General features: G+C 59.4%; 21 protein-coding genes and 1 riboswitch. Of the genes, 10 read left to right on the top strand and 11 right to left on the bottom strand.

Translation table 11 applies throughout. From position 1 onward, the window contains the following. Positions 1-13: 13 nt before the first annotated feature. The 4 genes from menB to IU367_RS02280 all read left to right on the top strand — a co-directional run bounded on the left by menB (position 14) and on the right by IU367_RS02280 (position 4,745). The gene (gene menB / locus IU367_RS02295) at positions 14-874 is read left to right on the top strand and encodes a 1,4-dihydroxy-2-naphthoyl-CoA synthase (RefSeq protein ID WP_420796491.1); all 861 of its coding nucleotides are present in this window, start codon (positions 14-16) and stop codon (positions 872-874) included. Then, a complete protein-coding gene (gene menC, locus IU367_RS02290) occupies positions 874-1,803 on the top strand; it encodes an o-succinylbenzoate synthase (RefSeq protein ID WP_274453341.1) in 930 nt (309 codons plus the stop codon). Before menB ends, menC begins: the two co-directional genes overlap by 1 nt. 10 nt (positions 1,804-1,813) lie before the next feature. Beyond that, positions 1,814-3,220, top strand: a complete 1,407-nt coding sequence (locus IU367_RS02285; RefSeq protein ID WP_274453340.1) for an AMP-binding protein — start codon at positions 1,814-1,816, stop codon at positions 3,218-3,220. Positions 3,221-3,521: 301 nt separating this feature from the next. After that, the gene (locus IU367_RS02280) at positions 3,522-4,745 is read left to right on the top strand and encodes a winged helix-turn-helix domain-containing protein (RefSeq protein WP_274453339.1); all 1,224 of its coding nucleotides are present in this window, start codon (positions 3,522-3,524) and stop codon (positions 4,743-4,745) included. Between the two features lie 2 nt (positions 4,746-4,747). Here the strand turns inward: IU367_RS02280 and IU367_RS02275 are convergent, their stop codons facing one another. From IU367_RS02275 to IU367_RS02250, 6 genes are all read right to left on the bottom strand, one after another. Next, positions 4,748-5,299 carry a fimbrial protein gene (locus IU367_RS02275; RefSeq protein ID WP_241278860.1) on the bottom strand — a complete coding sequence of 184 codons (552 nt, stop codon included), beginning with the start codon at positions 5,297-5,299 and terminating at the stop codon, positions 4,748-4,750. A gap of 11 nt (positions 5,300-5,310) precedes the next feature. Then, positions 5,311-6,339: a fimbrial protein gene (locus tag IU367_RS02270; protein WP_274453338.1), complete on the bottom strand. Its 1,029-nt coding sequence runs from the start codon at positions 6,337-6,339 to the stop codon at positions 5,311-5,313. 4 nt (positions 6,340-6,343) lie between these two features. Continuing rightward, positions 6,344-7,075 carry a fimbrial biogenesis chaperone gene (locus IU367_RS02265; protein ID WP_274453337.1) on the bottom strand — a complete coding sequence of 244 codons (732 nt, stop codon included), beginning with the start codon at positions 7,073-7,075 and terminating at the stop codon, positions 6,344-6,346. A 10-nt stretch (positions 7,076-7,085) separates the two neighbouring features. Next, the gene (locus IU367_RS02260; protein ID WP_337999331.1) at positions 7,086-9,620 is read right to left on the bottom strand and encodes a fimbria/pilus outer membrane usher protein; all 2,535 of its coding nucleotides are present in this window, start codon (positions 9,618-9,620) and stop codon (positions 7,086-7,088) included. A gap of 68 nt (positions 9,621-9,688) precedes the next feature. Continuing rightward, positions 9,689-10,069, bottom strand: a complete 381-nt coding sequence (locus IU367_RS02255) for a hypothetical protein (RefSeq protein WP_337999343.1) — start codon at positions 10,067-10,069, stop codon at positions 9,689-9,691. Positions 10,070-10,168: 99 nt separating this feature from the next. Further along, positions 10,169-10,705 (bottom strand): fimbrial protein, encoded by a 537-nt coding sequence (locus tag IU367_RS02250; RefSeq protein ID WP_065401982.1) that lies wholly within the window; start codon positions 10,703-10,705, stop codon positions 10,169-10,171. 988 nt (positions 10,706-11,693) lie between these two features. Further along, a riboswitch (cyclic di-GMP riboswitch) is annotated at positions 11,694-11,780 on the top strand. Positions 11,781-11,873: 93 nt separating this feature from the next. On the opposite strand from IU367_RS02250, the gene IU367_RS02245 reads away from it, so the two are divergent. The 3 genes from IU367_RS02245 to IU367_RS02235 all read left to right on the top strand — a co-directional run bounded on the left by IU367_RS02245 (position 11,874) and on the right by IU367_RS02235 (position 16,577). After that, positions 11,874-12,197, top strand: a complete 324-nt coding sequence (locus IU367_RS02245) for a fimbrial protein (RefSeq protein WP_274453334.1) — start codon at positions 11,874-11,876, stop codon at positions 12,195-12,197. A 480-nt stretch (positions 12,198-12,677) separates the two neighbouring features. Further along, the gene (locus IU367_RS02240) at positions 12,678-15,425 is read left to right on the top strand and encodes a collagenase (protein ID WP_274453333.1); all 2,748 of its coding nucleotides are present in this window, start codon (positions 12,678-12,680) and stop codon (positions 15,423-15,425) included. A 171-nt stretch (positions 15,426-15,596) separates the two neighbouring features. After that, positions 15,597-16,577 carry a SanA/YdcF family protein gene (locus IU367_RS02235; RefSeq protein WP_274453332.1) on the top strand — a complete coding sequence of 327 codons (981 nt, stop codon included), beginning with the start codon at positions 15,597-15,599 and terminating at the stop codon, positions 16,575-16,577. Positions 16,578-16,649: 72 nt separating this feature from the next. Here IU367_RS02235 and IU367_RS02230 read toward each other — a convergent pair whose 3' ends face one another. Next, positions 16,650-17,264 carry a superoxide dismutase gene (locus IU367_RS02230; protein WP_274453330.1) on the bottom strand — a complete coding sequence of 205 codons (615 nt, stop codon included), beginning with the start codon at positions 17,262-17,264 and terminating at the stop codon, positions 16,650-16,652. Positions 17,265-17,285: 21 nt separating this feature from the next. Then, positions 17,286-17,711: a hypothetical protein gene (locus IU367_RS02225; protein ID WP_043140455.1), complete on the bottom strand. Its 426-nt coding sequence runs from the start codon at positions 17,709-17,711 to the stop codon at positions 17,286-17,288. 289 nt (positions 17,712-18,000) lie between these two features. Between IU367_RS02225 and IU367_RS02220 the strand changes: the two genes are divergently transcribed. After that, positions 18,001-18,912: a lipase family alpha/beta hydrolase gene (locus IU367_RS02220; RefSeq protein WP_274453329.1), complete on the top strand. Its 912-nt coding sequence runs from the start codon at positions 18,001-18,003 to the stop codon at positions 18,910-18,912. After that, the gene (locus tag IU367_RS02215; protein ID WP_274453328.1) at positions 18,909-19,667 is read left to right on the top strand and encodes a lipase secretion chaperone; all 759 of its coding nucleotides are present in this window, start codon (positions 18,909-18,911) and stop codon (positions 19,665-19,667) included. The genes IU367_RS02220 and IU367_RS02215 overlap by 4 nt, the downstream gene beginning before the upstream one ends. 44 nt (positions 19,668-19,711) lie before the next feature. On the opposite strand, the gene IU367_RS02210 is transcribed toward IU367_RS02215, so the two are convergent. The 3 genes from IU367_RS02210 to sgrR are packed head-to-tail and all read right to left on the bottom strand — an operon-like array spanning position 19,712 to position 22,645. Continuing rightward, a complete protein-coding gene (locus tag IU367_RS02210; RefSeq protein WP_043140447.1) occupies positions 19,712-20,425 on the bottom strand; it encodes a hypothetical protein in 714 nt (237 codons plus the stop codon). A 31-nt stretch (positions 20,426-20,456) separates the two neighbouring features. Further along, a complete protein-coding gene (locus tag IU367_RS02205) occupies positions 20,457-20,852 on the bottom strand; it encodes an acyl-CoA thioesterase (RefSeq protein ID WP_043140443.1) in 396 nt (131 codons plus the stop codon). Between the two features lie 50 nt (positions 20,853-20,902). Continuing rightward, positions 20,903-22,645, bottom strand: a complete 1,743-nt coding sequence (gene sgrR, locus IU367_RS02200; protein ID WP_274453327.1) for an HTH-type transcriptional regulator SgrR — start codon at positions 22,643-22,645, stop codon at positions 20,903-20,905. A gap of 100 nt (positions 22,646-22,745) precedes the next feature. Between sgrR and IU367_RS02195 the strand changes: the two genes are divergently transcribed. Continuing rightward, positions 22,746-22,922: a hypothetical protein gene (locus IU367_RS02195; RefSeq protein ID WP_274453326.1), complete on the top strand. Its 177-nt coding sequence runs from the start codon at positions 22,746-22,748 to the stop codon at positions 22,920-22,922. Positions 22,923-23,014: the final 92 nt, after the last annotated feature.

Genomic DNA, 23,014 nt, shown 5'->3' with positions numbered 1-23,014 from the left:
GAAGGAAAAATAGATGATTGAGGCAATGACGGAAGCAGAACTGTATGCACCGATAGAGTGGCGCGATTGCTCCACCGGTTACGAGGATATCCTCTATCACAAGTCCGGCGATGGCATTGCCAAGATCACCATCAATCGTCCCCAGGTGCGCAACGCCTTCCGTCCCCGCACCGTCAAAGAGATGCTGCAGGCGCTGGCCGATGCCCGCTATGACGACCATATCGGCACCATCATACTCACCGGCTTCGGCGAGAAGGCGTTCTGCGCCGGTGGCGACCAGAAGATCCGGGGCGACTACGGCGGATACCGGGATGACGAAGGCACCCATCACCTCAACGTACTCGACTTCCAGCGCGACATCCGCACCTGTCCGAAACCCGTGGTCGCCATGGTGGCCGGCTACGCGGTCGGTGGCGGCCACGTGCTGCACATGATGTGCGATCTGACCATAGCGGCGGACAACGCCCAGTTCGGCCAGACAGGCCCGAAAGTCGGCTCCTTCGACGGCGGCTGGGGCGCCTCCTACATGGCTCGCATCGTCGGCCAGAAGAAGGCTCGCGAGATCTGGTTCCTGTGTCGCATGTACGATGCCCAGCAAGCCCTCGACATGGGGCTGGTCAACACAGTCGTGCCGCTGGCCGAGCTGGAGCACGAAACCGTGCGCTGGTGCCGCGAGATGCTGCAGAACAGCCCGATGGCGCTGCGTTGCCTGAAAGCGGCCCTCAACGCCGACTGCGACGGCCAGGCCGGCTTGCAGGAGCTGGCGGGGAATGCCACCATGCTGTTCTACATGACCGAAGAGGGTCAGGAAGGGCGCAACGCGTTCAACGAGAAACGCCGTCCCGACTTCTCCAAATACAAGCGGAATCCCTGATGAAACTCGCTCTCTATCGCTACCAACTGCCTTTTACCCAGCCCCTGACCTTTCACGGCAAGGTGGAGGTGGCGCGAGAGGGCCTGCTGGTTCGCATCGACAAGGGCTGGGGGGAGATAGCCCCCCTGCCCGGTTTCTCCAGAGAGACCCTGGCCGAGGCGCAAGCCGAAGCGCTCGGCTGTCTGGAGCAGCTGGCTCAGGGGCAGCCCATAGCGCCCCTGTTGCCCTCGGTGCAATTTGGTCTGGACTGTGCGCGGCGGGTCTGGCCCGAACAGACGGCCACCCTGCCCGAGCCCTATCCCCTCATTCAAGGCTCCCCCCAGGAGCTGCTCAAACACTGGAAGGACTGGCTGCATCAGACGCCCACCAAGGCCAAGCTGAAGGTGGCCCGTTATCCCATGCGCGACGAGCTGGCACTGATCCGCCTGCTGTGCGACCGCATCCCCACCCTCAAGCTGGTGCTGGACGCCAACCAGGGCTGGACCCGCGAGGAGGCCTGGGCCTTCTGCGGTCACCTGGACTCGAACCGGATCGAGTATCTGGAAGACCCTTGCGCCAACTTTGACGACATCGCCTTCGTGGCAAACCGCACCGGCATGCCGGTGGCCATCGACGAGCTGCTGGCACAAGGCAAACCCTGGGAACCCATCCCGCAGCTGAGAGCCCTGGTGCTCAAACCCATGCTGCTTGGCTCGCTGGCCAACAGCGAGGCCCTGGTGGCCCGCGCCCGCGAGCTGCGCCTGAAAGTGATCGTCTCCTCCTGCTTCGAGTCCGGAGTCGGCCTCGGCCAGCTCGCCCGTCTCGCGGGTGAGTGGGCGCCGGATCAGGCGCCGGGCCTGGACACCAGACGCTGGCTGGCAAGCGATCTGCTGGACAAGCAAGGCAAACCCGATCCTGGCCTGCTGGAGCCCCTGTTTCACCGTGACTGAAGGGGCCTTAATGCTGCCTACATCTGACCATCACTCCCCCCTGGAACCCTGCCCGGTGCGTCACTGGGCACATATATCTCCCCGGCGCATCGCCATCCACACAGACAAGCCCCTCAGCTATCAGCAGCTGGATGCACGGCTCAACAGCCTCTGCCGGCAGCTGGCGCTGGCTGGCCTGAAAGCCGGCGACCGGCTGGCTGCCGTGGTACGCGGCGCCCTGCCGGACGTCCTGCTGGCCTGGGCCTGCGTGCGCAGCGGCATCGTCTTCTGCCCGCTCAATCCCGCCTTTCCTGCGGCCAGACAGGCCGAACTGGCGCAGCAGCTGGACGTGGCCGCCTGCTGGTCGGCCGACGACATTCAGGCGGGAAGTGGGTGCCCACTGCGGCTGGATTTCGACACTGAACTGGCGGCGGCCGATCAGCTCTGGCCGCTCGCGCCTGCCCAGTTGAACAACATGATCCTCACCTCCGGCTCCAGCGGCACCCCGAAAGCCGTGGTGCATCGCCTCGCCAACCACCTGGCCTCGGCGCGGGGCTCGGCGTCTTTGATCCTGCTCGATGAAGAGTGCGGCTGGCTGCTCTCCCTGCCACTGTTTCACGTCGGCGGCTACGCCATCCTGTTTAGGGTCTTTCTGGCAGGCGCCAGCCTGGTGCTGGACGATCGCAGTCAGCCCCTCAAGGCGCGCCTCGAACACCAGCCCATCACCCACCTCTCGCTGGTGCCGACCCAGCTCTGGCGGCTGCTGGCAGAGGGCTTCGACCCAGCTCGCACCCGCTTGCGCGAGCTGCTGCTCGGCGGCGCCGCCATCCCCGAGCCACTGGTGAGCCGCCTCAAGGCCATGGGGCTCACCCCCAAGGTGAGTTACGGCCTCTCCGAGATGGGCAGCCAGGTCTGCACCGGCCAGCCATCCGCCGCTGGCGTGGTTGGCAAACCGCTGCCGGGGCGGGAAGTCTGCATCCAGCAAGATGAGATCTGCGTGCGCGGTGACACCCTGTTTGCCGGTTATTTCAAGGAGGGCGTACTGGAGCGGCCGCTCGACGAGGCTGGCTGGTTTCACACCCGCGACAAGGGGCATGTCACCGCCGACGGCGAGCTGGTGGTGGAGGGGCGGCTCGACAATCTGTTCATCTCGGGGGGCGAGAACATACAGCCCGAAGCCATAGAGCAGCGGCTGGTGGATCATCCCGCCGTGGCGCAGGCACTGGTGGTACCCATGCCGAGCGACGAGTGGGGACAACGCCCCGCCGCCTTCATAGACTGGCACGGCGAGCCTGTACCCTATCCGGAGCTGGCCGCCTGGATCCGCGCCACCCTGCCCGGCTTCATGGTGCCCGACCTCTGGCAACCCTGGCCCGACATGGGCGGGGCGCTCAAGCCACAGCGAAAGCTGCATCAGCCATCTATCTTCAAGCAATAAGGCGTCATACGACAGTTTCCGACACGGCAGGAGCCGTCTGTATGCACCTTATTCAAGAGAAACCCCGCTCAAGGCCAACATTATCCCTCCATCGTCATCCTGAGTGAGAACGATTACATCATTGGTCATCTTTTTGAGCATTTTTTGAACCAAATTAATCGACTGTAGTACCATGTCCCTCGCCCAGTATCTCGATGGAAATATAATCGATTGATAGTAAAGGAAATTGTTAATTTGGCGTTATTTGAACAACTGCGACATGGTGGTAAAATGCACTCCTTGGCAGTAAGGCGAGTCACACATGAGTAACAAAATTTATAAAATTGCAGAGGAGATATTTTTCTCCGCGGCAATATTCCGACTCTCTAAGGGAGAAAAGGACATCAAGCTCAGCAACAAAGAAGCCGAGCTGCTCGAAATGCTGTGTGATGAGGCAGGCAGTGTCATTCCCAGAAACATACTGCAGGAAGCCTTGTGGCCAAATCAGGATAATACCGACACCAACCTTAATCGACAGATCCTCTCCCTGAGGAGAAAACTGGAATCATTTGGCTTGCTGAACTCAATTGATACCATCCCCAGGGTAGGTTATATCTTCTGTGCACCCATTGAGGTCACCGGGGAGGCTGAAAATACGGAGGCAAGGGCAGAAACACCCGCAGCCTCACCGCGGGCCAGACGCCAATACTCTCGCAGAAAATACGATCGCTATTTCAACCCAAAGCGCATCATGCTGTTTGCACTGCTGATTGTGGTAGTCTCCTCGCTGGCCGCGTTTATTTATCATTACAGCAATGAAAATACCCTTAGAACGATTAACCTCGGCCATGTTTCTCTGTATACGACCAGCGAAACAGAAAATGCATTGAAATTGAAGATTGATACGCTGGCACCACTTGTCAAAAGAGTGCCGCATTATGAAGACGAACGTGTTTCCATTCTCATCGGAAAGGAAGCTATCAGCTACTTTTCCATTGATAATAAAAACAAAGAGTTGTCAGAAAATGTATTCCTGCTGAGAGCCGGCCATTCCATTGCGGAGGAACTGCAATGCGTCATGACGACCATAGCATTGCAGGGCAAGAACGTTTCCCATAATTACTATAACTATCCGAATGCCACCGTCAGATATCACAGCACTTGTCAGGCACCGGATAACTGGGTCGAAATCACCAACAAAAGCAAGATTATAGTGACCATGAACAGAGAAATTGTCGTGGCCACAGTGATAGCAACAGACCATCAGGGGCAAACCCTGTTCAATCTGGATTCCGTTGGTGATATAGAGCGGGATCAGGATGATATTGCGATCGAAATGAAGAATACCATAGTCAACTTTATCGACCAGAAGGCACTGATCAGCAACAGTATGGTCGCCACCCTGGTGGCTGCCCTGACCCCACCCAAACAGAAGTCGCTGTTTATTCAGCTGCCAGGCGGGATATATCTCTCCAGCTATATGGGCGGTGTTATCTCCTGGCCCAGCAGAGAGAATTTAAAGGTCATCCAGCGTAATGACCTTTGAGGTTATTCATAGGAGACGATGAAGTTGGCCACGGCGGTATAATCCCCAGGTGTGATACTCTTGGCGGCGATCGCATCCGGGTGGCCCTCAACCCGAGCGGAAAACAGCAGTTCATTTTCCGTTGAACCACCCAGGACATAGCCGCGAGAAGCAGTGCCCAAATCCAGCTGGGTCTGAGTGGCATCATATAGCCTGATCCCGGCCCCCTTGGCTGAACCGGCAGAAAAGGCCAGGGCACCGCTCATCTGCTGGTCCGCAGCACCGCTGAAGGTCACCTTGGCCATGCGGAAGATACCGGGTTTGCAGTTGGTCAGGCGGATGACGAATGGCACCTGAGCCCCGGTACCGGCCGAGTAGAGCTCCCTGACGTCAACCACCCCCATATCGACCGACTGATCGGCCGATTCGGGAGATATCACGCACGGTTGATCTATGATCCGGCCATGCAGGTGCACAGTGTTGCCCAGCAGCTCCAGGTCATCGCCGGCACGGGGAGCCGCCGTCACCGCCAACACCGGGCACAGCGCCAAGCCTATCCACAATGTCCGCAACATATGACAGCTCCTCACTGGAATTCGGCAACAATGGTGGCGGTGGCGTAGAAGTCACCCGCAGGGATATCAGCACCTACCGGCGTTATCGGCGCCGCAATAAAGCCCCAGTCACCGATATTGCCCTGCATGGAAACAGGATAAAATTCATTCAGCCTCAATGGGGAACCATCCAGCTGTTTGAACTTGATCCCCAGATCAGGGATAACTGTTCCCCCCTGATAGCCATCTTTGGTGGTTCGCAAATACTCTTGATTGAACGATGCAGGTCTCCCAGAAATACCAAGGTTGATTTTCAACGCATTTCCTTCAAATGCACCACCTTTGCATTGGAAGGTCAATGGCAGCACTTTTTCAAAGTTATTTCCATCCAGCCCACTACCAGGCAGATCACCAAATTCAACCTCGATGGTCTGGCCACCATTGATCACACACTCTTCTGGCACATAGAGAATGGATGACTGAATTACGATTCGCGACATTACATCGCCACTGAAGCCAGAGTCGGTCATTCCCAACCGCCCAAACATTTCCACTATTTGGTGGTCAGCAATATGAACCCCATTGATAATGGGTTTTCTTACCCGAAAGGTAACCTGACCATGGCTACCACTCTCGAACTGAAATTTAATATGGCCACCCTTATAGCAAGGACCATAACGCCCCCTATTGCTCTCATTATTAAATGGCGCAGTAACAAGCTCCCTTCTATCTCCAGCGATAAAAACCTCAACCTTCATATCCAAGAATTCGTTGAGTTTTACAAAACCATTACCAACCGGTGGCAAACTATCACTTATCACTGCACGGTAGTAAATAGGTGATGTGGGGATAGTTGTCTCTGGGCAATATACAGTGCCACCATAAGTGTTACCGAGTGCCCATTCGAACGGCTTTGTTGTAGCTCCTGGCTTATTGACAATGTCTGCCTTATCAAGATTTATATTATATGTTTGAGTTGCATCTGGCACTACTGCGCCATTGACCGCCAATGCTGGCGCAGCAAGAGCCATCATTCCGGCACAGATAATGAAACGATACATAACGTTACTCGCTCTTGATGGCTTTACAGGCATTGCCTGCGCACTGGTATTTGATATCCATATATCCGCCGTAGTCATTGACGTAGCTGATCACAAATTGGTTGCCCAACGCTTCCGGGATGGTGACCGTCTGCTCTGACTTGGGTTCAACCATAAAGGCGGAGAAACCCTTGATGGTGGTCCGCTCCTTGCCCTGCGGATGGCCGAGGCCAACGTAGGTGATGTAGTAAGGGGTCGGGTTGTTGACCTTCAGGGTCGTGCCCTGCTTGGTGATCAACACCTGATCCTGCCAGACGGCGCCGCGCTCCGGGATGATGGCCTCGGGGCGGTAGAACAACTTGATCTTGGACTGCACGGCAATCTGCATCACGTTGCTCTTCTCGCTCTTGGGCGGGATCTCGCGCAGGTTGAAGTAGTAGATCGACTCGCGATCCTTGGGCAGGCTGTCGATGGCTGGCACGCTGGCGATGCGCACTATGGACTTCTGGTTGGCATCCACCCTTTGTACCGGCGGCAATATCACGAAGGGAGAAGATATCTTCTGGCCATGGGTGTCTTCAATCCAGGCCTGCGCCAGGTAGGGCAGCTTCTGGTTCTCGTTCTTGATGTTGAGGCTGATGGATTTGGCACCGCCCGGATACACGACGCGGGTACGATCCAGCACTATGGCAGCACTGACGTTGAGCGAGGTCATGCCCAGCACGGCCAGACAGGTATAAGAGAGCAGCTTTTTCATCGGTATCCCATTACTTGCAAGTGAGAGTCTTCATCGACAGATCGGTTACTTCTTGCGGTGCCACTATCTGGCACTGGCGAGCCCCGCCCCAGGAGAGTTCAAACGCTTCATTCGGTTTCACCCCGGTCAGATAGACCAGGCCATCCTCATCCACCACCGAGAGCACCCGGCCGGAATCCTTGACGACTGTGGCGCCAAACGGCGGTACTGAGCCATCGGGCAGTTTGACATTGGCCAGCAACTTGAATCCTTCGGCCATTTCGAAGGCATTATATCCAATTGCACCTTCGGTCAGGGTCCCCTGCTTGATGGCATTCATGACATCTATGTCATCGCCCAGCTGATCCACGTCTATCCGGGTGTCGCTCTTGCGATAGTCGGTCATGTCGCTGATCACAGCGACGCCAAAGCGGTTGGTCACGGCGCGGCCGTTGTTGAAAGAGACGCCGGAGGTCTTGTCGGTGTCCACCATCATGCGGGTACCGCCGCGGCGAGTAGCCTGGTGCAGCGCCGCCCCATGCTCGGTCGCCGTCAGACCGCCGCGCAGGCTGGCTCCGACCGAGGTGTACTCGCTCTGCACGCTGTAGGCGTTGAGGCTGACGGCACCTACATCGCCGTTGTGGTTGTAGTAGCCGCGCGCCACGGCGTGGCCGTTGCTCTGTACCCCGGCCCCCAGCTGATAGGTATCATCCGGTCGGCTGTAATCCTGATAGGTGGCCAGATGGGTAACCTTGCCGTTGGAGGACTGCACGCTGTATCCCGCGCTCTTCCTGTCCCCGATCGGCATGCTCAGGGTCAGCATGACGCTCTTGTCATCCTCGTAGTTCTCGGTCTTGGTCTTGTAGGCCGATACATAGACGGAGACATCCTTGAAGCTGCCGATGCTCACGTTCTTGTTGATGGAGAGGCCGTAGCGATCCTCGGCATCGTGAGCCCAGTAAGTTCTGTGGGTGTAGTCCAGATAGATTGTCAGAGCCTTGGCCGTATCATCCGCCCAGAAGGTCTTGTTGGCAGTGATGGTATATAGCTCCTTGTCACCCCAGGTGTTGTAGTCATCGCTCGAGGTTGTATTGTTGTTCTCCAGCCGATCCTTGTTGCTCAAGAATTGCGACATGGTCATGAAGTTATGCTGGGAGAAGCGATAACCCGCGAAGGTGATGGCGCTGTTGTATTCATCGAACTGCTTGGCGTAGTTCACGCGCACCGACTGGCCAATCTTGGTGGACAGGCCCGGCAGCTTCGCAATGGACTGGGTCAGGTCGGCGGAGATGGCGCCGAAGGCATACAGGTCGCGACCTATACCCAGCCCCATGGAGTTGTACTCGCCAGCGATCAGGCTGCCGCCGTAAAGTGACCAGGAGTTCGCCACCCCCCAGGAGAAATCGCCGGTGACAAACGCCGGGCCATGCACGTCGTGGGCGGAATCCCCCAGCTCGGAGGGGGCACCGACGGCCAGATTGTATCTGACATAGCCGGGACGAGTCAGGTAGGGGATGGTCGCTGTGTCTACCTGGAACGAGCTGACGCTGCCATCCTGCTCTTCTACCCGCACATCGAGCCGACCGCGCACCGAGCTGTCCAGCCCCTGAATACGAAACGGGCCGGCTGGCACGTTGGTCTCATAAATGATGCGGCCGGACTGGGAAATGGTGACCTTGGCGTTGGTCTTGGCGATGCCGCTCACCTCGGGCGCATAACCCTGCAGGCTCGGCGGCAGCATGCGCTCGTCATTGGCCAGATTCACGCCGGTATAGCGAAAGCCGTCGATCAGCTGGGAGTTGAGCTGCTGCTCGCCCACCGTCAGCTTGGCCGCCATGTCGGTCAAGGGGCGATAGGCATAGATACGATTCAGCTCGGCTGACGACCGCTCATCATCACCCCAATAAGAGCTGGCCTGATAGTCACCACGCAGGCGCCAGGCGCCATAGTTGGCCCCCAGGGTGCCATAGCTGCTGATATTGCTATTGGAGTAGTCACTCCCTTCATTGACCTGGGCGTTGATGTTGTAATCCAGCATCAGGCCGGTAATACCCACATCCCACTGCTCAGGTGGAATCCAGTTGGGGTCGCTGTATTTCATCCACGCCTGGGGCACGGCAATCCTGAGCAGGCCATTGCCGATGTCGTTCGAGATCACGACCCCGTCCAGCGCCAGCAGGTTGGCACACTGGCCATCGTGCCAGGTATCGATCTTGGCGATGGCCTCATCGGTCAGCGCCAGCTTGGGGATCACCTCTTGCGGCAGACAGGCAACCCCGCCTTTGCCCTTGCCGGCATTGGTCTCGTAGAAAGGGATCTTCTGCAGAGGCAGCTTGTTCTTGTTGACCTCGATCTCGAGGTAGTAGTCACCGGGCAGGATGTAGCCTTCGTCGGCAAACTGGGAGAGGTCGATCTTGGTCCGTTCGTCCAGATCGAGCGCATCAATATTAAACTCCGTTTCTGCCCATGCGTGGTTTGCCACCGCCATCAGGCCGGGCACGCATAGCATAAAAGCCATTTTTGAATAATGTTTTCTTCTTGCAGAGTTTGATGTTGAAACGCTCATAAATTTACTCTAGGGATGGCATAACGGTCTCACATTAATGAGGTATCTACACTAAGCAATGGACTTGCTTACATATAATCGAGCTCAAACAACGTCGTTTTATCTGAAACAAACAGCTGGTTGCCGTTTATTTTCAAATTGAATTCCAGATCGCTGTTGACAATATCCGAGACAATAAAGCGTTCGCCGGATACCTTGTAATATTGACCATTGCTGATGATGCTCAATTCATCGTTCATGGCACTGCGCACGGACATGGCAATAAAAGGCAGTGATGTGCCTTCAGCCTGACACCCGCTGATTTTCAGCGTGCCCTGGTGTTGTTCTTGCTGGGGGATGCTGTGTAAAACATCCAGAGTACACCCAGATTCAGCCAGGCCATCCGTGATCTCATTGGCAAGAACAGGCCCCGCCATCATCACCATCTGCAGCACTACCGGCACCATCATTGAAGTTTTCATGATCAAGGTTCGATACGAGGAAACAGAATGTGTGAGGTTGTGGTGGTTCGCACCACCACAACCCTTGTCACACGTTAAGGCAGCCAATTACTCGTAGGAGAGAGTAAAGTTGGTCACTGCAGTGAAAGCACCGGCCTGCAGCGGGTTGGCGGTCTGATCGGAATAACCTTTCAGCACGGCGCTGAAGGGCAGCTCGTTGTCACCGTTTACCAGGTTGAAGGCTGCAGTCGGGGTACCCAGCACGATGGCAGAACCACCCGGCGCACTCATCTTGATACCAGCACCGGCAGCTTGACCACCACCGATCACCAGCAGGCCATCATGCTCGGAGGCACCGCTGAAGGTCACCTTGACGGCATCTTCCTTGTCGGAGATTTCGCAGTTCAGCAGCTTGATGCTGAACGGCTTGGAGTTGGACTCACCACCATTGACCAGCTCTTTGGTGCTGACCTGGCCCATCTCTACAACCTGATCAACAGACTCGGGAGCAACGGAGCAAGGAGCGTTGATGATTTCACCGTTGAAGGTGACTTTGCCTGAACCAGCGCCACCGGCAGCAACGGCGGAGCCGCACAGCAGAATGGAACCAACACCCATAGCAACCAAGATTTTATTAGCGTTCATTCGTATATACCTACATTAACGTGTGTTGTTATGCGGCATCATCTGGATCAAGCTGGAGTCATGATTTTCGATGATGCCGCGATATTATTGCTCAGCAACTGTCAGCAGACCGACACCTCATTAATGAGATATGGCTACTGGTGCAATTATCTGTGCATATCAAACAAGCAAAGGTGTTTGCAGTATTAGAGGCAGTTCCCGCCACCTCCCATTTGCACGACTACATACATCCATGTCATCTGCACAAAAAACCGAATTCAACTTTTGCTTGGTGGATAAATTAACGACACGTTTGATGCACATCAAATACATTTTGATTTTTATAAATTCCTTTATAAACACTTTTAAATCATAAACTTACAATCGCTCATGACATTTCAAAACAATGAGAGACAATTAACCACTATATATATCACTCGACTGACAATAGTGAGTTTCACAACCCACTCACATCACAAACCAAATTAACAAAAAACCAACATCAACCACTAAAAACGAACACCACTGACCAAGCAAATTGCCGCCATCATCTTTGCCAAGTAATCAATCAGGTAATCAGGTAATCAGGTAATCAGGTAATCAGGTAATCAGGTAATCAGGTAATCAGGTAATCAGGTAATCAGGTAATCAGGTAATCAGGTAATCAGGTAATCAGGTAATCAGGTAATCAGGTAATCAGGTAATCAGGTAATCAGGTAATCAGGTAATCATAATGACAGCCCATGGCATACAAGCAGTAAATGGCCGCTGTTCCGTGCCTGGGATGAATAACCTGCTTATTAAATCCCGACATGGCTCAATAGATGAGGGTGTTTTCACTGTCGCGCTGTGTTATGGCGATGATGTTGACACTCAACAACGCCATTCCCGCTGTAGGTCAACAATATATATCCCACGTAGATATTTATTATTCCTGCTATCTGTGACCCATATCTCATGCTTTTTTATGCTGATTGATTTCTCAAAGTAGGGTGTTATCATCTAAACATAGAGTAAAGGGCAAACCGGTCGAAAGGTCGGGACGCAAAGCCACCGGTCTAAGGGTTTAAATACCTAAGACAGCGGAGCTGCCATCTGAGAAGAGCGATGTCATCAGTTGTATCTGTGTCATTCTCTTTGATTGCGTTGCCCTTTTCGTACAACGACATGTGACGAAAAGGACATAAAAATGAACACTTCCACCGCTTCCATTCGCAACAGCGCCATCCGTTTTGCCTCTTCTGCCGCCGCAGCTATGCTGTTGGGCATCGCTCTGTTGCCGGCAACAGCCTCTGCCTACGATGGCAGCGTGACCTTCACCGGAACCATCTACGAAGCCCCCTGCGACTTCGCTGACAACAGCGTGACCTGCTATTCGGGCACCCAGCGCCAGACCCTGGATCTGACCAGCCTGCAGCAAACCGGCAGCCTCAATACCATCAGCAGCACCATGCAGTACAAGCTGTCTGCCGGCAGCAGCAAGATGGCCATAGTGACCGTCAGCTACCTCTGATCGAGTTAGCCATCCCATCAGCCCGGGGTTGTTCATTGCCTCGGGCGGATTTGCTCGCCTCCCCTGAGCAAGTGGAGCCCACGCCGAACACAGCGCTTGTTTAGCATCCAACCTTCGCCCTCTGCCGGCACCAGCCCCTCTCGCATTTCCTCTCTTGCAAAGTCCTCTCAGGATCCGGCTCACCACACAGCCATAGCGTCGGCTCGGTTTTCCACTTCATCGCCTTCTTAGTACTGTCGCAACAACACCCAGCCAACGCATCTCAAACGAGACCTTGATCACACTTGTCAGCCGAAGGCTGAGATACCCCCCAGATGGCAGATGAGTCCTTGCTATCAGCTGAGCCCCCAATGGCACTCACTTTGTTTTGATTCAATCTAAATAAATGATTTATATGGCCTGACTGGTGAGTTGATACCCCTTTGGAACTTAGTACATTGCCCGCGATAACCACGCAGACTCTCATCCAAAGGGATAAAAATGAACAATCTGGGTACAAGGTTGCTGCTGCTGGCAGCACCGGGCCTGCTCGCCACCTCGGCGCTGGCCAACTACTCCCCCGCCGACTGGCAACAGTACCGGCTGAACGGTGAATCCAGCCGCCAGCTGAGCGATCGCGTCACCGAAGTCACCTACGAGCTCAGCGCCCGCGATGACGATGCCCCCTATCAGCAACTGCGGGTCTACCGCCGCTTCGACTGGAGAGATGCCAATCTGACCGCACAGGCAGAGCAGCAGTGCGGCGAGCCGCAGCTCAAGATCGAGCAGGGCTGGCAGATCCGCTACCTCAGCTGCGAGCAGGTGGTGCCGGCAGGCAAGGCCATCCCGGCCAGCAGCTATGACTTTGGCTACGGCCTGAAACAGGGCCGCTGGGAACCGCTGACGGGCACCCCGACCGCCCCGCGTCAGGATCGTCTGCCGCTGGCCGAGCGCATCATACTGGGTCACAGCGAGCAGGAGCTGGATCGCTGCGAGCTCAATGCCCAGGGGCGCTGCGCCGAACAGGTTTGGCAATACCAGCCGCAAAACTGGCAACAGCTGAGCGTGCTGGAAGAGACCCCCAACGAGCGGGACGGCCGCCTCGAGCAGATCTTCTTCCGCCTGCAACCCGTGGCGGGCAGTCAGGCCGCCAGCCAGGTGAGCGAGATCCATGTCTGGCGCCAGTACAGCTGGCAGCTGGACGAGACCAAGACACAGCAGGAGTGCGATGAGCCCCAGACCCGCCAGGAAGGGGACAAGACCATCAGCTACCGGGTTTGCCGCCAGACCCTGCCCGCCGGCAGCGAGGTACAGGTGGTACTGAAAGACACCGGCTATCAATACCCGGTCGGTGGCAGCGAATGGCAGACACTGCCGGAAACCGACGAGTGGCAGGAGAGTCGGGTGCTCAATCGCCCCATAGTGCTGGCCAGCAAGGAGGAGCAGCTCGACTGCCGCCGCGCCGATGGTCGCGCCTGCTCCGAGCCGGAACAACCGGGCACGGATCTGCTGGATGCCGACGCCGCCAGGATAGTGCAGGATGCCAGCGGCCAGCCCGCTCCCGTCTGGCAGGAGAACTATGGCCACGATGACACCAAGCTGCTGGCCGTGTCCCGCGGTATCCAGAGCCTGCTGGCGGCCAATCAGCCCGCCCATCCGGCCATGAAGCTGTTGCTGGAATACGTGCGCGCCCACAACTATCACAACTACGGCAAACACAAGGAAGACGGCCCGGCCGCCGCCGAGGCACTGGCCGAGGCGCTGACCGCGCTCGGCGCCCATCCGCTGCTCTACCCGGAGCAGGCCAGCGATGAAGTGGGAGCCGTCATGGGCGCCTGGAGCATAGCCCTGCATGGCCAGTTCAAGAGCCCGGCGGTGCAGAGCCGGTTTGGCACCTTGCTCGGCCAGTTCAACCAGATGCTGGCCTACAGCACCCGGCATGCCAGCGAGATCAATGGTCAGCATGCCTGGGCAACCGGTCTGTTCGATCTGCTCAACTTCCTCGACTTCGCCAGCGACCATAGCGACGCCTTCGCCGCCGATTTCCGCCAGCAGGATGGCGAGCTGCGCAAACAGCTGCACGCCCTCGGCATGAGCGAGCTGTCGCTGTGGCAAGGACGGGATGGCAAGGATCTGTTCCTGCTCAACAACGTGCTGGATGCCTATACCCGCCTCTACCGGGTCGCCCGTTATACCCGTCCCGACGAGAGCGAAGGCTATCGCAAGCTGCTGGATGGCTCAGTCATCGAGCTCATCCGTCATCACGGCCTGATCCCCGGCGGTCAACAGAGTCAGGATCTGCTGGAAGACATGTCACTGACCCTCTCCACCTACTATCTGACCTACACGGATCGCACCAGCGAGGCCTGTATCAGCGGTGACTTTGCCGGACTCTGCACCCCGATCCGAATGGAAGACGTGCTGCCGTTCGAGCACACCTGCTCGCCGACCCTGCGCCTGCGGGCCCAGGAGCTGAGCCAGGATCAGGCCGACGGCATCTGCCGCGAGCTGGGCGCCGAGGAGCAGCAGTTCCATCAGCAGATGGAAACAGGCTGGCAGCCGGTGAGTGATGACAACAACGAGGCGCTGGAGCTGGTGATCTTCAACTCCTCCGCCGATTGGAAGCGCTACGGCAGCGCCCTGTTTGGTGGCGTCTCCACCGACAACGGCGGCATCTACATCGAAGGGGATCCGGCGCGTCCCGGCAACCAGGCCCGCTTCTTCGCCTATGAGGCGGAGTGGAAACGCCCGGCCTTCCAGGTGTGGAACCTGCGCCACGAGTACGTGCACTACCTGGATGGACGCTTCAACCAGTACGGCAGCTTCGGTCACTACCCGCTCAACCGCACCACCTGGTGGTCGGAAGGGCTGGCGGAGTTCATCGCCCACGGTCAGTGTTTCGCCCGTGGCATGGACAACGTCTCGGGTCGCCCGGCGGCCGAGCGACCGAGCCTGGCCGACATACTGCACCTGGATTACGACAAGGGTGGCGAGATGGTCTACTCCTGGTCCTATACGGTGCATCGCTTCCTGAACGAGACCGGTCGCGGCGCCAGCTGGCTGGCCATGGCCCAGGCCCTGCGCAACCCGGATCAGCAGCAGGCGATGAGCGCCTTCGAAGCCGAGCTGGATCAGCTGATCGCCAATGACAGCGAGGCCTACCAGAGCTGGCTGAGCCGCGATCTGCTGCCCTGGTGGGAAGCCAACAAGGAGTCTGACGAGTGCAAGGCGAACGACTCCTCCCACTGAGGATGAGACGCTAGCGACAAGGGGCAGCCACGGCTGCCCCTTGTTTTTATACGAAAGGTTTTTATCGGTGCCGGATCAAACGGTTAGCCAGCCACAGTATGCGACAGCCTTTGCCCGAGTGACGCCATCGGCCGCTATCAAGCCTGACGCGCAGCGGCAACTTGTAATAGAATGACCCTCTGTCACCTCTTACTTCAGACCCGAACCGCACCGCGCATGAAGAAGTTTGCCAAGATCCTCCTCGCCTGCTTTTGCCTGTTGCTGGCATCTGCCGCCATGCTGCTGGGCTACAGCGAGTGGACCGTCTCGGACGCCCGTCATTACACCTATGACGACGTCGATGCAGTCCCCTACAACCGGGTCGCCCTGGTGCTAGGCACCTCCAAGTACCTGATCGGGGGCAGTCCGAACCACTACTTCAAGTACAGGATCAAGGCCGCTGCCGAGCTCTACAACAACGGCAAGGTGGACTACATACTGGTGTCCGGTGACAACGCGACCGTGCAATACAACGAGCCGCGCCAGATGCGGCGGGCCCTGATCCAGGCCGGCATCCCGGCCAAGGCCATCTACAGCGACTACGCCGGCTTTCGTACCCTGGACTCCATAGTCCGCGCCAAGGAGGTGTTTGGTCAGGCCCACTTCACCGTGGTGTCGCAGGCCTTTCACAACGAGCGCGCCATCTTCATCGCCCGCCACTTCGGCATCGAGGCCGTCGGCTTCAACGCCAAGGATCCCAGCGCCTATCAGGGCATCAAGACCCGGGTACGCGAGGTATTCGCCCGCCTGATGGGGCTGCTCGACCTCTACGTGCTGGACAAGGGGCCCAAGTTCCTCGGCGAGCCCATCGTCATCGGTGGCCCCACCCCCTGTCAGGCCCTGAGCACCATAGGCGCAAGCCAACCCTGCCTGCCCATCCCGCCCGTGACCCACAAGCCGCCGGTTGCACCTGCCGCCAGCTCGGCCACGGCGACCAGTGCAGCCACCGCCACTGACGCCGCGCTCACCGCCAGTTCCGCCATATCGACCAGCGCGGCCACCGCAAGCAAGGAGGCGGATACAGCCAAGGCTGCCAGCGCTGCCGCTGCAACCAGTGCGGCGCTCTCGATCAGCCCGGCAACCAGTAGCGCCGCCTCCGCTTCGACCCCCTGACAAGAGAGAAACAAGAGACCCGCCATCAGGCGGGTCTCTTTCATTTGGCCGAGTGCACTATCCTGCCGGCGGTCATGCCAGCGCGGCACGATAGCGGCGTTCCACCTCGTCCCAGTCGATCACCTTGTAAAACGCGGCTATGTAGTCGGGTCGCTTGTTCTGGTACTTGAGGTAATAGGCGTGCTCCCACACGTCCAGCCCCAGTATGGGCACCTGGCCCTGCATCAGGGGACTGTCCTGGTTGGCGCTGCTCTCCACTCGCAATCTTCCCTCCTCGTCCACCACCAGCCAGGCCCAGCCGCTGCCAAACCGGCTCAGCGCCGCCTGGGTAAAGGCCTGCCTGAAGGCATCCAGTCCGCCCAGCTCCCGTGCGATCGCCGCCGCCAGCTCGCCGCCCGGTTCACCGCCCCCTTGCGGGCTCATCACCTGCCAGAACAGGCTGTGGTTGGCGTGGCCGCCGCCGTGATTGCGCACCGCCCCCTGCACGTGCGCCGGCAGGCTGTCGAAACGGGCAAGCAGCGCATCCACCGGCAGGACCGCCAGCTCGGGGAGCTCGGCCAGGGCCGCGTTGAGATTGGTGATATAGGTCTGATGGTGACGGCTGTGATGGATCTCCATGGTCAGCGCGTCCAGGTGGGGTTCCAGCGCATCGTAGCCGTAGGCAAGGGCTGGCAGGGTATGGCTCATGATCACCTCTTTTTATTGTGATTAATGCAGTTGATGGGCGGGCTCGGTCTGGCACAGACACTGGCCGAGGCAGCGCTGAATGGCATCCTGGGTGCCGTGCTTGCGCACGAAGGCGAGCAGCTCGGTGCGGGTGCTGCGGGTGTGGCGCAGGGCGGCATCCCGCAAGGGGACAGGGCTGGCGGGGGACTGGCTGGTGGCGAGCAGGCAGTCGTGGATATGGCACAGCAGATCGGCGGCACGCTCCGGCAGCGTCATGGCCACCAGCAGATCCGCCAGATTGTGGTGAGCCACCACCAGCGCGGCCACCGCCTCGTCCGCATCGTGCCAGCAGGCAAACTGCTGGCGCGCCAGCCACAATGCCTGCTGGTAATAGGAGAGCGCCTTGGCGTGCTCGCCGGCATCGAAGTGGCGATTGCCACTCAGGGTCTGCACTTTCCAGTGCACCATGCTGCTGTCCGCGTCGCTCGTGCCGACCCATCCCTTCACCCAGATTCCCGTCATGATCCCGATCACTCAAATGATAATAATTATTATTTAACTTATGTAGGGGCCGAACACAAGGGATACTTGTGCCAGCACCGCCAACAGCCCTGCCCATATGGGTAGGGCTTTTTTGAATCTGTCCGTTTGGTGATCATTTGCACAGATGCAAAGGTCCCGCTCCGTCATGCTGGTCGGTACTGGCATGAGGCCGGTGGTTGCCGCTGTGGCAACCTTATTCACAAGGATGGACAAGATGAAAAGATGGCTATTGGTGCTGCTGTGCGCCCTGCCCATGCTGGGCCAGGCGGCAGGTTATACCCAGACCCGCTACCCCATAGTGCTGGTGCACGGGCTGTTCGGCTTCGACAGGTTGCTCGGGGTCGATTACTTCTACGGGATCCCCCAGGCGCTGACCCGGGATGGCGCCCGGGTCTACGTGGCGCAGGTCTCCGCCACCGAGAGCTCGGAGCTGCGCGGTGAGCAGTTGCTCAAGCAGGTACAGCAGGTGCTGGCCATCACGGGGGCCGACAAGGTCAACCTCATCGGCCACTCCCACGGCGGCCCCACCATACGCTACGTCGCCTCGGTCGCCCCCGAGCTGGTCGCCTCCGCCACCAGCGTGGGCGGGGTCAACTATGGCTCGGAGATCGCCGATCTGGTGCGCGCCAAGGTGGCACCTGGCTCGGTGGCCGAGAAGCTGGCGGTGGCCGCCGCCTCGGCCCTGTCCGGCGTCATCTCGCTGCTCTCCGGCGGCAGCCAGCTGCCGCAGGATCCCCTCGCCGCCCTCGATGCCCTGACCAGTTCGGGAGCCCAGCGCTTCAACCAGCGCTACCCAGAGGGATTGCCCGGCCAATATTGCGGTGACGGGCCGCTGCAGGCCGCCAACGGGGTCTACTACTTCTCCTGGAGCGGGCGCGGCAACATGACCAACATACTGGATCCGGTGGATCCCGCGCTGGCCCTCACCGGCACCTTCTTCAGCGAACCCAACGACGGTCTGGTCGGGGTGTGCAGCAGCCACCTCGGCAAGGTGATCGGCACCGGCTACCGGATGAACCATCTGGACGAGGTGAACCAGTCGTTCGGCATCCACCACCTGTTTGAAACCGATCCTGTCACCCTCTATCGCCAGCATGCCAATCGCTTGCAGGGGCTGGGGCTATGAAAAGATCCCTGCGGATCGCCGAGCCTCTGGGGTCGGCCCTGCTGCTGGGGGCCGTCCTGTTCTGGCCCGACTCGCCGCCAGATCTGACGGCAGCCCCCGAACAGGGGGCCCTGCGCCATCAGCTGGCCCAGCGTCTGGAACAGGGAGAAACGAACGCGGAGGATGAACTGCTGGCCCGCTACCAGAGCTTTCTGGCGGCGGAGGGCAGCCTGACGGTGCCGGCGGATCCGGGCCTCGCCAGTCTGCAGGTGTTGTTTGACGAGCGCGAGCAGCTGCGCCAGCAGAGCTTCACCCCGGCCGAGCAGGAGCAGCTGTTTGCCGAGGACAGGTTGATGGAGCAGTGGACCCTGCGCCGCAAGGCGCTGGCAGAGACGAGCGAGGCCGACAAAAAGATGCTGGCCGATGAGCTCGAACTCTGGCTGGCGGAACAGCCCCAGTGGTTCAGGGAGGCCGAGGCCAACAGCCGCCTGCTCGGCGATCTGCAGGCGCTGGAGCCACTGGCGCCCGCCGAGCGCGACGCCGTGCTGCTGGAGAGGCTGGGGCCTGAGGCGGTGGATCGGCTGCATCAGCTGGAGCAGGGCCAACAAGGGTTCGAACGACAGCTGGTGGGCTATCTGGCCGAACTCAAGCCCCTGCCCACCCTGGATCGGGCCGAGCAACAGCAGGAGATACTGGCGCGCTGGTTTCCCGCCGAGCAATGGCGACGGGTGGAAGCTCTCACCCGGCTCAAGCTGAGCGAGTCGTCGCCGCAATGAAAAGGGGGCCCCGATGGCCCCCTTGTTTCATGCTGCAACCGAGATCATTGCGGCTTGTTGGCTCCCGGCAGCGGCTGCCAGGTGAGGCGGGTCACTTGCGTGCCCTGCACCTCGCACTTGAGGCAGAGATCCTGCCACCCCTTGTCCTGACGCAGGGACACTTCCCCCTCCACGCCCTGTTCGGCAATCTTCAGCTTTGCCTGCTCGAAGATCACCTTGTCCCCTCTGGCGAGATCCATCAGCTTGCCATTGCAGAGCCAGTGGGCGAGATCCGCCCCCTTCAGCTTGACGCCCCCCTTGGCCGCCTTCTGCTCGGCCGGGCTCTGGGCAAACAGTTTGGCCAGCTCGGCGGCCCGCTTGGTGAGCCAGGCCTCGCGCTGCTGCATGCTCATCTTGCTGACGAACTCGGCCGGCTGGCCCTTGTCATCCAGCCACTGGGTGAGCGTCCCCTTGTCATCAAAGGCAAACTGGGCCGCAGGCTCCTTCACCCCGAACAGCTTGCCGCCCTTGAAGTAGTAGCGGCTCTCCCCTTCCAGCTTGCCCTGCTCGTTCATGATGGGCACGGCTATGATGACGGGGGAACCATCGATCCAGGCCTTGATGTCGACGCCATCGTGGCTGAACAGGCGAGTGTCGAGGGCGCTCTCGGCCCCCCGCTCCATCAGGGTGAACTGCTCTGCGAGGGAAGCAGCCACGGAAGGCAGGGAACAGAGCCCCAGCCCCAAGCCGAGGCTCAGGGCGATCACGGTATTGCGCATAAGTGTCCTGTGATTGGCCGAAAGGCCAAGGTTAACTCTCTATCAACCAGGCCCGCAGCCCCTCCCTGTGCTTGTCGCTCAGGGGCAGGGACTGGCGGGTCTGGTAGTCAAAATGGATCAGGGTCGTCTCGGCGGTCACCGCCAGCTCGCCGCCCTGCCAGGCTTCCTGCCAGAGCGTGAAGGAGCTGGAGCCGATGCGACGCACCCCGGTTTTGATCGATACCTGCTGGCCATAAAACAGCTCCCGTTTGAACTGCACCGTATAGCCCGCGATGATCAGGTGCCAGTTGTGCACATCCAGCTCGGGGGAGAAGATGCGAAACAGGGGATCCCGGGCCGCTTCGAACCAGACCGCCGGCACCGTATTGTTGATGTGGCCTAGGGCATCAGTCTCTTGAAAACGGGGTTGGATCTGCATTTCCAGCATGAATATCGACTCCTTGTCGTTGGACCGCGCTCAGGCTAACGCGGCCCGCGTCAGGACTCAAGCTCCCCTGTCTCGGGGCGGGAGCTGCCGCCCGCTTTGCCCGCCTCGCTCCCGGCCAGCTCGGGCCTCAGCCAGGCACTGCGAAAATCGAACCAGCCGAGCGCCGTCATGCGCACCCCGTGCACGCCGACCCGACTCTCCAGTTCCAGCCAGTGGTGGAACAGGGGCACGAACCAGCCCTGTTGCTGCACCCGGGCCAGCAGGGCGCGCGGGCCCGGCTCTTCACCGCTGGCACGCCACTGCGTCAGACCCTGCCACAGGGACCGCTGGCTTGCCCACACCTGACGCAGCAGCGGCGTGCCCAGCAGCCAGGCGTAGGGGGCGAAGGCGTGCTCGTGCTCCAGGTTGAGGGTGCCGAGCCAGAGATCCACGTCTTCATCCGCCCCGCTCACCCAGCGGCCGTAATCCAGGGTGCGCACCTCCAGCCGTATCCCCTGTTCCGCCAGCAGGCTGCTCATGGCCCCGGCGCACTCGTTGAACTCCAGATGCTGGTTGAAACAGGCGAGCACCAGTGTCGTCGGCAACTGCGCCGACTTTGGCAACGGCGCGGGCAAGGCCTCGCGCCAGTGAGGCAGCAGGCCGAGGGCGCTGGTCCAGCCCCGCTGCAACTCGGGGGCGACCCGCGCCATCAGGGCTATGGGGTTGAGCAGGTGGGCCAGCCACTGGCGCAGGGCGGGATCCTGCAAGGATCCGGATCTGTCGTCCTGCAGCAGGAAGTAGCAGCCCGACTCCAGCTCGGACTCACCGCGCATGGTGCCGAGCTCGGGGCTGTCGCGTCCCAGCTGCAGGTGGCTCTCCAGCCGATCCGCCAGCTCAGGCAGCATCCAGATGTCGATCTCGTCGAGCAGGGCGCGCAAGCCGAAGTAGTCGTCGAAGGCCGCCAGACAGAGGTGCAGGGGATCGTTGGCAGCCACCTTGTAGGGGCCAGTGCCCACGGGTTGCAGGGCAAAACCCGCCTCTCCCTTGAGTTCACGCGGCAAAATGGCGGCCACCGGCTCGGCCAGCAGATGGGGCAGCAGAGGATCCGGACTGTCGAGATACATATCCAGGGTGCGCGGCCAATGGCTCTCCAGCCGGGCAAGATGGGCGAACAGTGGGCGATCACGCAGGCCGAGCAGGCTCTCCATCACATCCTCCACCGCCAGTTCGCGGCCGTGGTGAAAACGCACGGCCGGCCTCAGATAGAAGCGCCAGTGACAGGGGCCGAGCCGCTCCCAATGGTGGGCCAAATCCCCCTCGATTTCCCCATTTTCCTCATTTCGTCGGGTCAGGCCGTTGAAGATCTGCCGGCTCAGGTGAATTTCGGAGCGACGCAGCGGATCCGTGGGCAACAGCTGGGGCAGCGGACGATAGTAGGGCACCCGCAGGATCTGGCGCCCCTCCCGGGTGGCCTGGCCGAGCTGCTCGATCAGCAGCGGGGTGAGCAGATCCAGCCGCCCCTCCGCCAGCCGTACCGCCTGCGCCAGCTGGCCCTGACTCAGTAGATCCCGCAGCCGGCGCCGGGTCAGGCTCTCCTGGCTGTCGAGCAGCACCAGCCGGGAGCGCCGCCCCCGCCCCGCTTCGGCCGACCAGCTGAGCCAGCCCTGATCCTGCATGCGGCGCAGCAGCAGGCGCGCGTTGCGCGGGGTGCAGCAGAGCAGATCCGCCACCTCGGCGAGGCTTGTCTCCCGCTCATCGCAGCCAAGCTGCTGGGCGAGTCGTTGAAACTGCTGGTAGAGGCGACCGGTCGGCATAAAAGAGGAAATCCTGTTGCTGTAAGTCATCAGTTTTTACTTCCGCATTTTAGCTCAATACTGCTGACGAACGTGAGAACCACAGCACAGGAGCACAATGATGAGCCAAGCCAACCCCCTCAAACCGAACCGGATCCAGCAGACCCTGCGTCGTTACTTCAAGCGGATCCTGCCCAGGCCGCTGACCCTGATCGAGGATCCCATGAGCCAGCTCAACCGCCTGATGCAGTGGGACATGCACCAGACAGACGATCGGGAGTATCGTCGCCGTCTCTGAGTGCCATCCCTAGCACGGAGCGCTCAAGGGAGACGCACATCGTCAGCGGGCGCAATTGCTTTGCCGGATTGGGTGGTTTACATCAGCGCTGG

This window comes from Aeromonas bestiarum (assembly GCF_028751155.1).
In the GTDB taxonomy this organism is placed as follows: Bacteria; Pseudomonadota; Gammaproteobacteria; order Enterobacterales; family Aeromonadaceae; genus Aeromonas; species Aeromonas bestiarum.
Note: the sequence above shows the minus strand (reverse complement) of the source record. Positions and strands in the feature narration are given on the sequence as shown.

Coding starts and splice junctions, on each gene's coding strand:
- menB (WP_420796491.1), top strand. CDS start 14: ATGATTGAGGCAATGACGGAAGCAGAACTGTATGCACCGATAGAGTGG.
- menC (WP_274453341.1), top strand. CDS start 874: ATGAAACTCGCTCTCTATCGCTACCAACTGCCTTTTACCCAGCCCCTG.
- IU367_RS02285 (WP_274453340.1), top strand. CDS start 1,814: ATGCTGCCTACATCTGACCATCACTCCCCCCTGGAACCCTGCCCGGTG.
- IU367_RS02280 (WP_274453339.1), top strand. CDS start 3,522: ATGAGTAACAAAATTTATAAAATTGCAGAGGAGATATTTTTCTCCGCG.
- IU367_RS02275 (WP_241278860.1), bottom strand. CDS start 5,299: ATGTTGCGGACATTGTGGATAGGCTTGGCGCTGTGCCCGGTGTTGGCG.
- IU367_RS02270 (WP_274453338.1), bottom strand. CDS start 6,339: ATGTATCGTTTCATTATCTGTGCCGGAATGATGGCTCTTGCTGCGCCA.
- IU367_RS02265 (WP_274453337.1), bottom strand. CDS start 7,075: ATGAAAAAGCTGCTCTCTTATACCTGTCTGGCCGTGCTGGGCATGACC.
- IU367_RS02260 (WP_337999331.1), bottom strand. CDS start 9,620: ATGAGCGTTTCAACATCAAACTCTGCAAGAAGAAAACATTATTCAAAA.
- IU367_RS02255 (WP_337999343.1), bottom strand. CDS start 10,069: ATGATGGTGCCGGTAGTGCTGCAGATGGTGATGATGGCGGGGCCTGTT.
- IU367_RS02250 (WP_065401982.1), bottom strand. CDS start 10,705: ATGAACGCTAATAAAATCTTGGTTGCTATGGGTGTTGGTTCCATTCTG.
- IU367_RS02245 (WP_274453334.1), top strand. CDS start 11,874: ATGAACACTTCCACCGCTTCCATTCGCAACAGCGCCATCCGTTTTGCC.
- IU367_RS02240 (WP_274453333.1), top strand. CDS start 12,678: ATGAACAATCTGGGTACAAGGTTGCTGCTGCTGGCAGCACCGGGCCTG.
- IU367_RS02235 (WP_274453332.1), top strand. CDS start 15,597: ATGACCCTCTGTCACCTCTTACTTCAGACCCGAACCGCACCGCGCATG.
- IU367_RS02230 (WP_274453330.1), bottom strand. CDS start 17,264: ATGAGCCATACCCTGCCAGCCCTTGCCTACGGCTACGATGCGCTGGAA.
- IU367_RS02225 (WP_043140455.1), bottom strand. CDS start 17,711: ATGGTGCACTGGAAAGTGCAGACCCTGAGTGGCAATCGCCACTTCGAT.
- IU367_RS02220 (WP_274453329.1), top strand. CDS start 18,001: ATGAAAAGATGGCTATTGGTGCTGCTGTGCGCCCTGCCCATGCTGGGC.
- IU367_RS02215 (WP_274453328.1), top strand. CDS start 18,909: ATGAAAAGATCCCTGCGGATCGCCGAGCCTCTGGGGTCGGCCCTGCTG.
- IU367_RS02210 (WP_043140447.1), bottom strand. CDS start 20,425: ATGCGCAATACCGTGATCGCCCTGAGCCTCGGCTTGGGGCTGGGGCTC.
- IU367_RS02205 (WP_043140443.1), bottom strand. CDS start 20,852: ATGCTGGAAATGCAGATCCAACCCCGTTTTCAAGAGACTGATGCCCTA.
- sgrR (WP_274453327.1), bottom strand. CDS start 22,645: ATGCCGACCGGTCGCCTCTACCAGCAGTTTCAACGACTCGCCCAGCAG.
- IU367_RS02195 (WP_274453326.1), top strand. CDS start 22,746: ATGAGCCAAGCCAACCCCCTCAAACCGAACCGGATCCAGCAGACCCTG.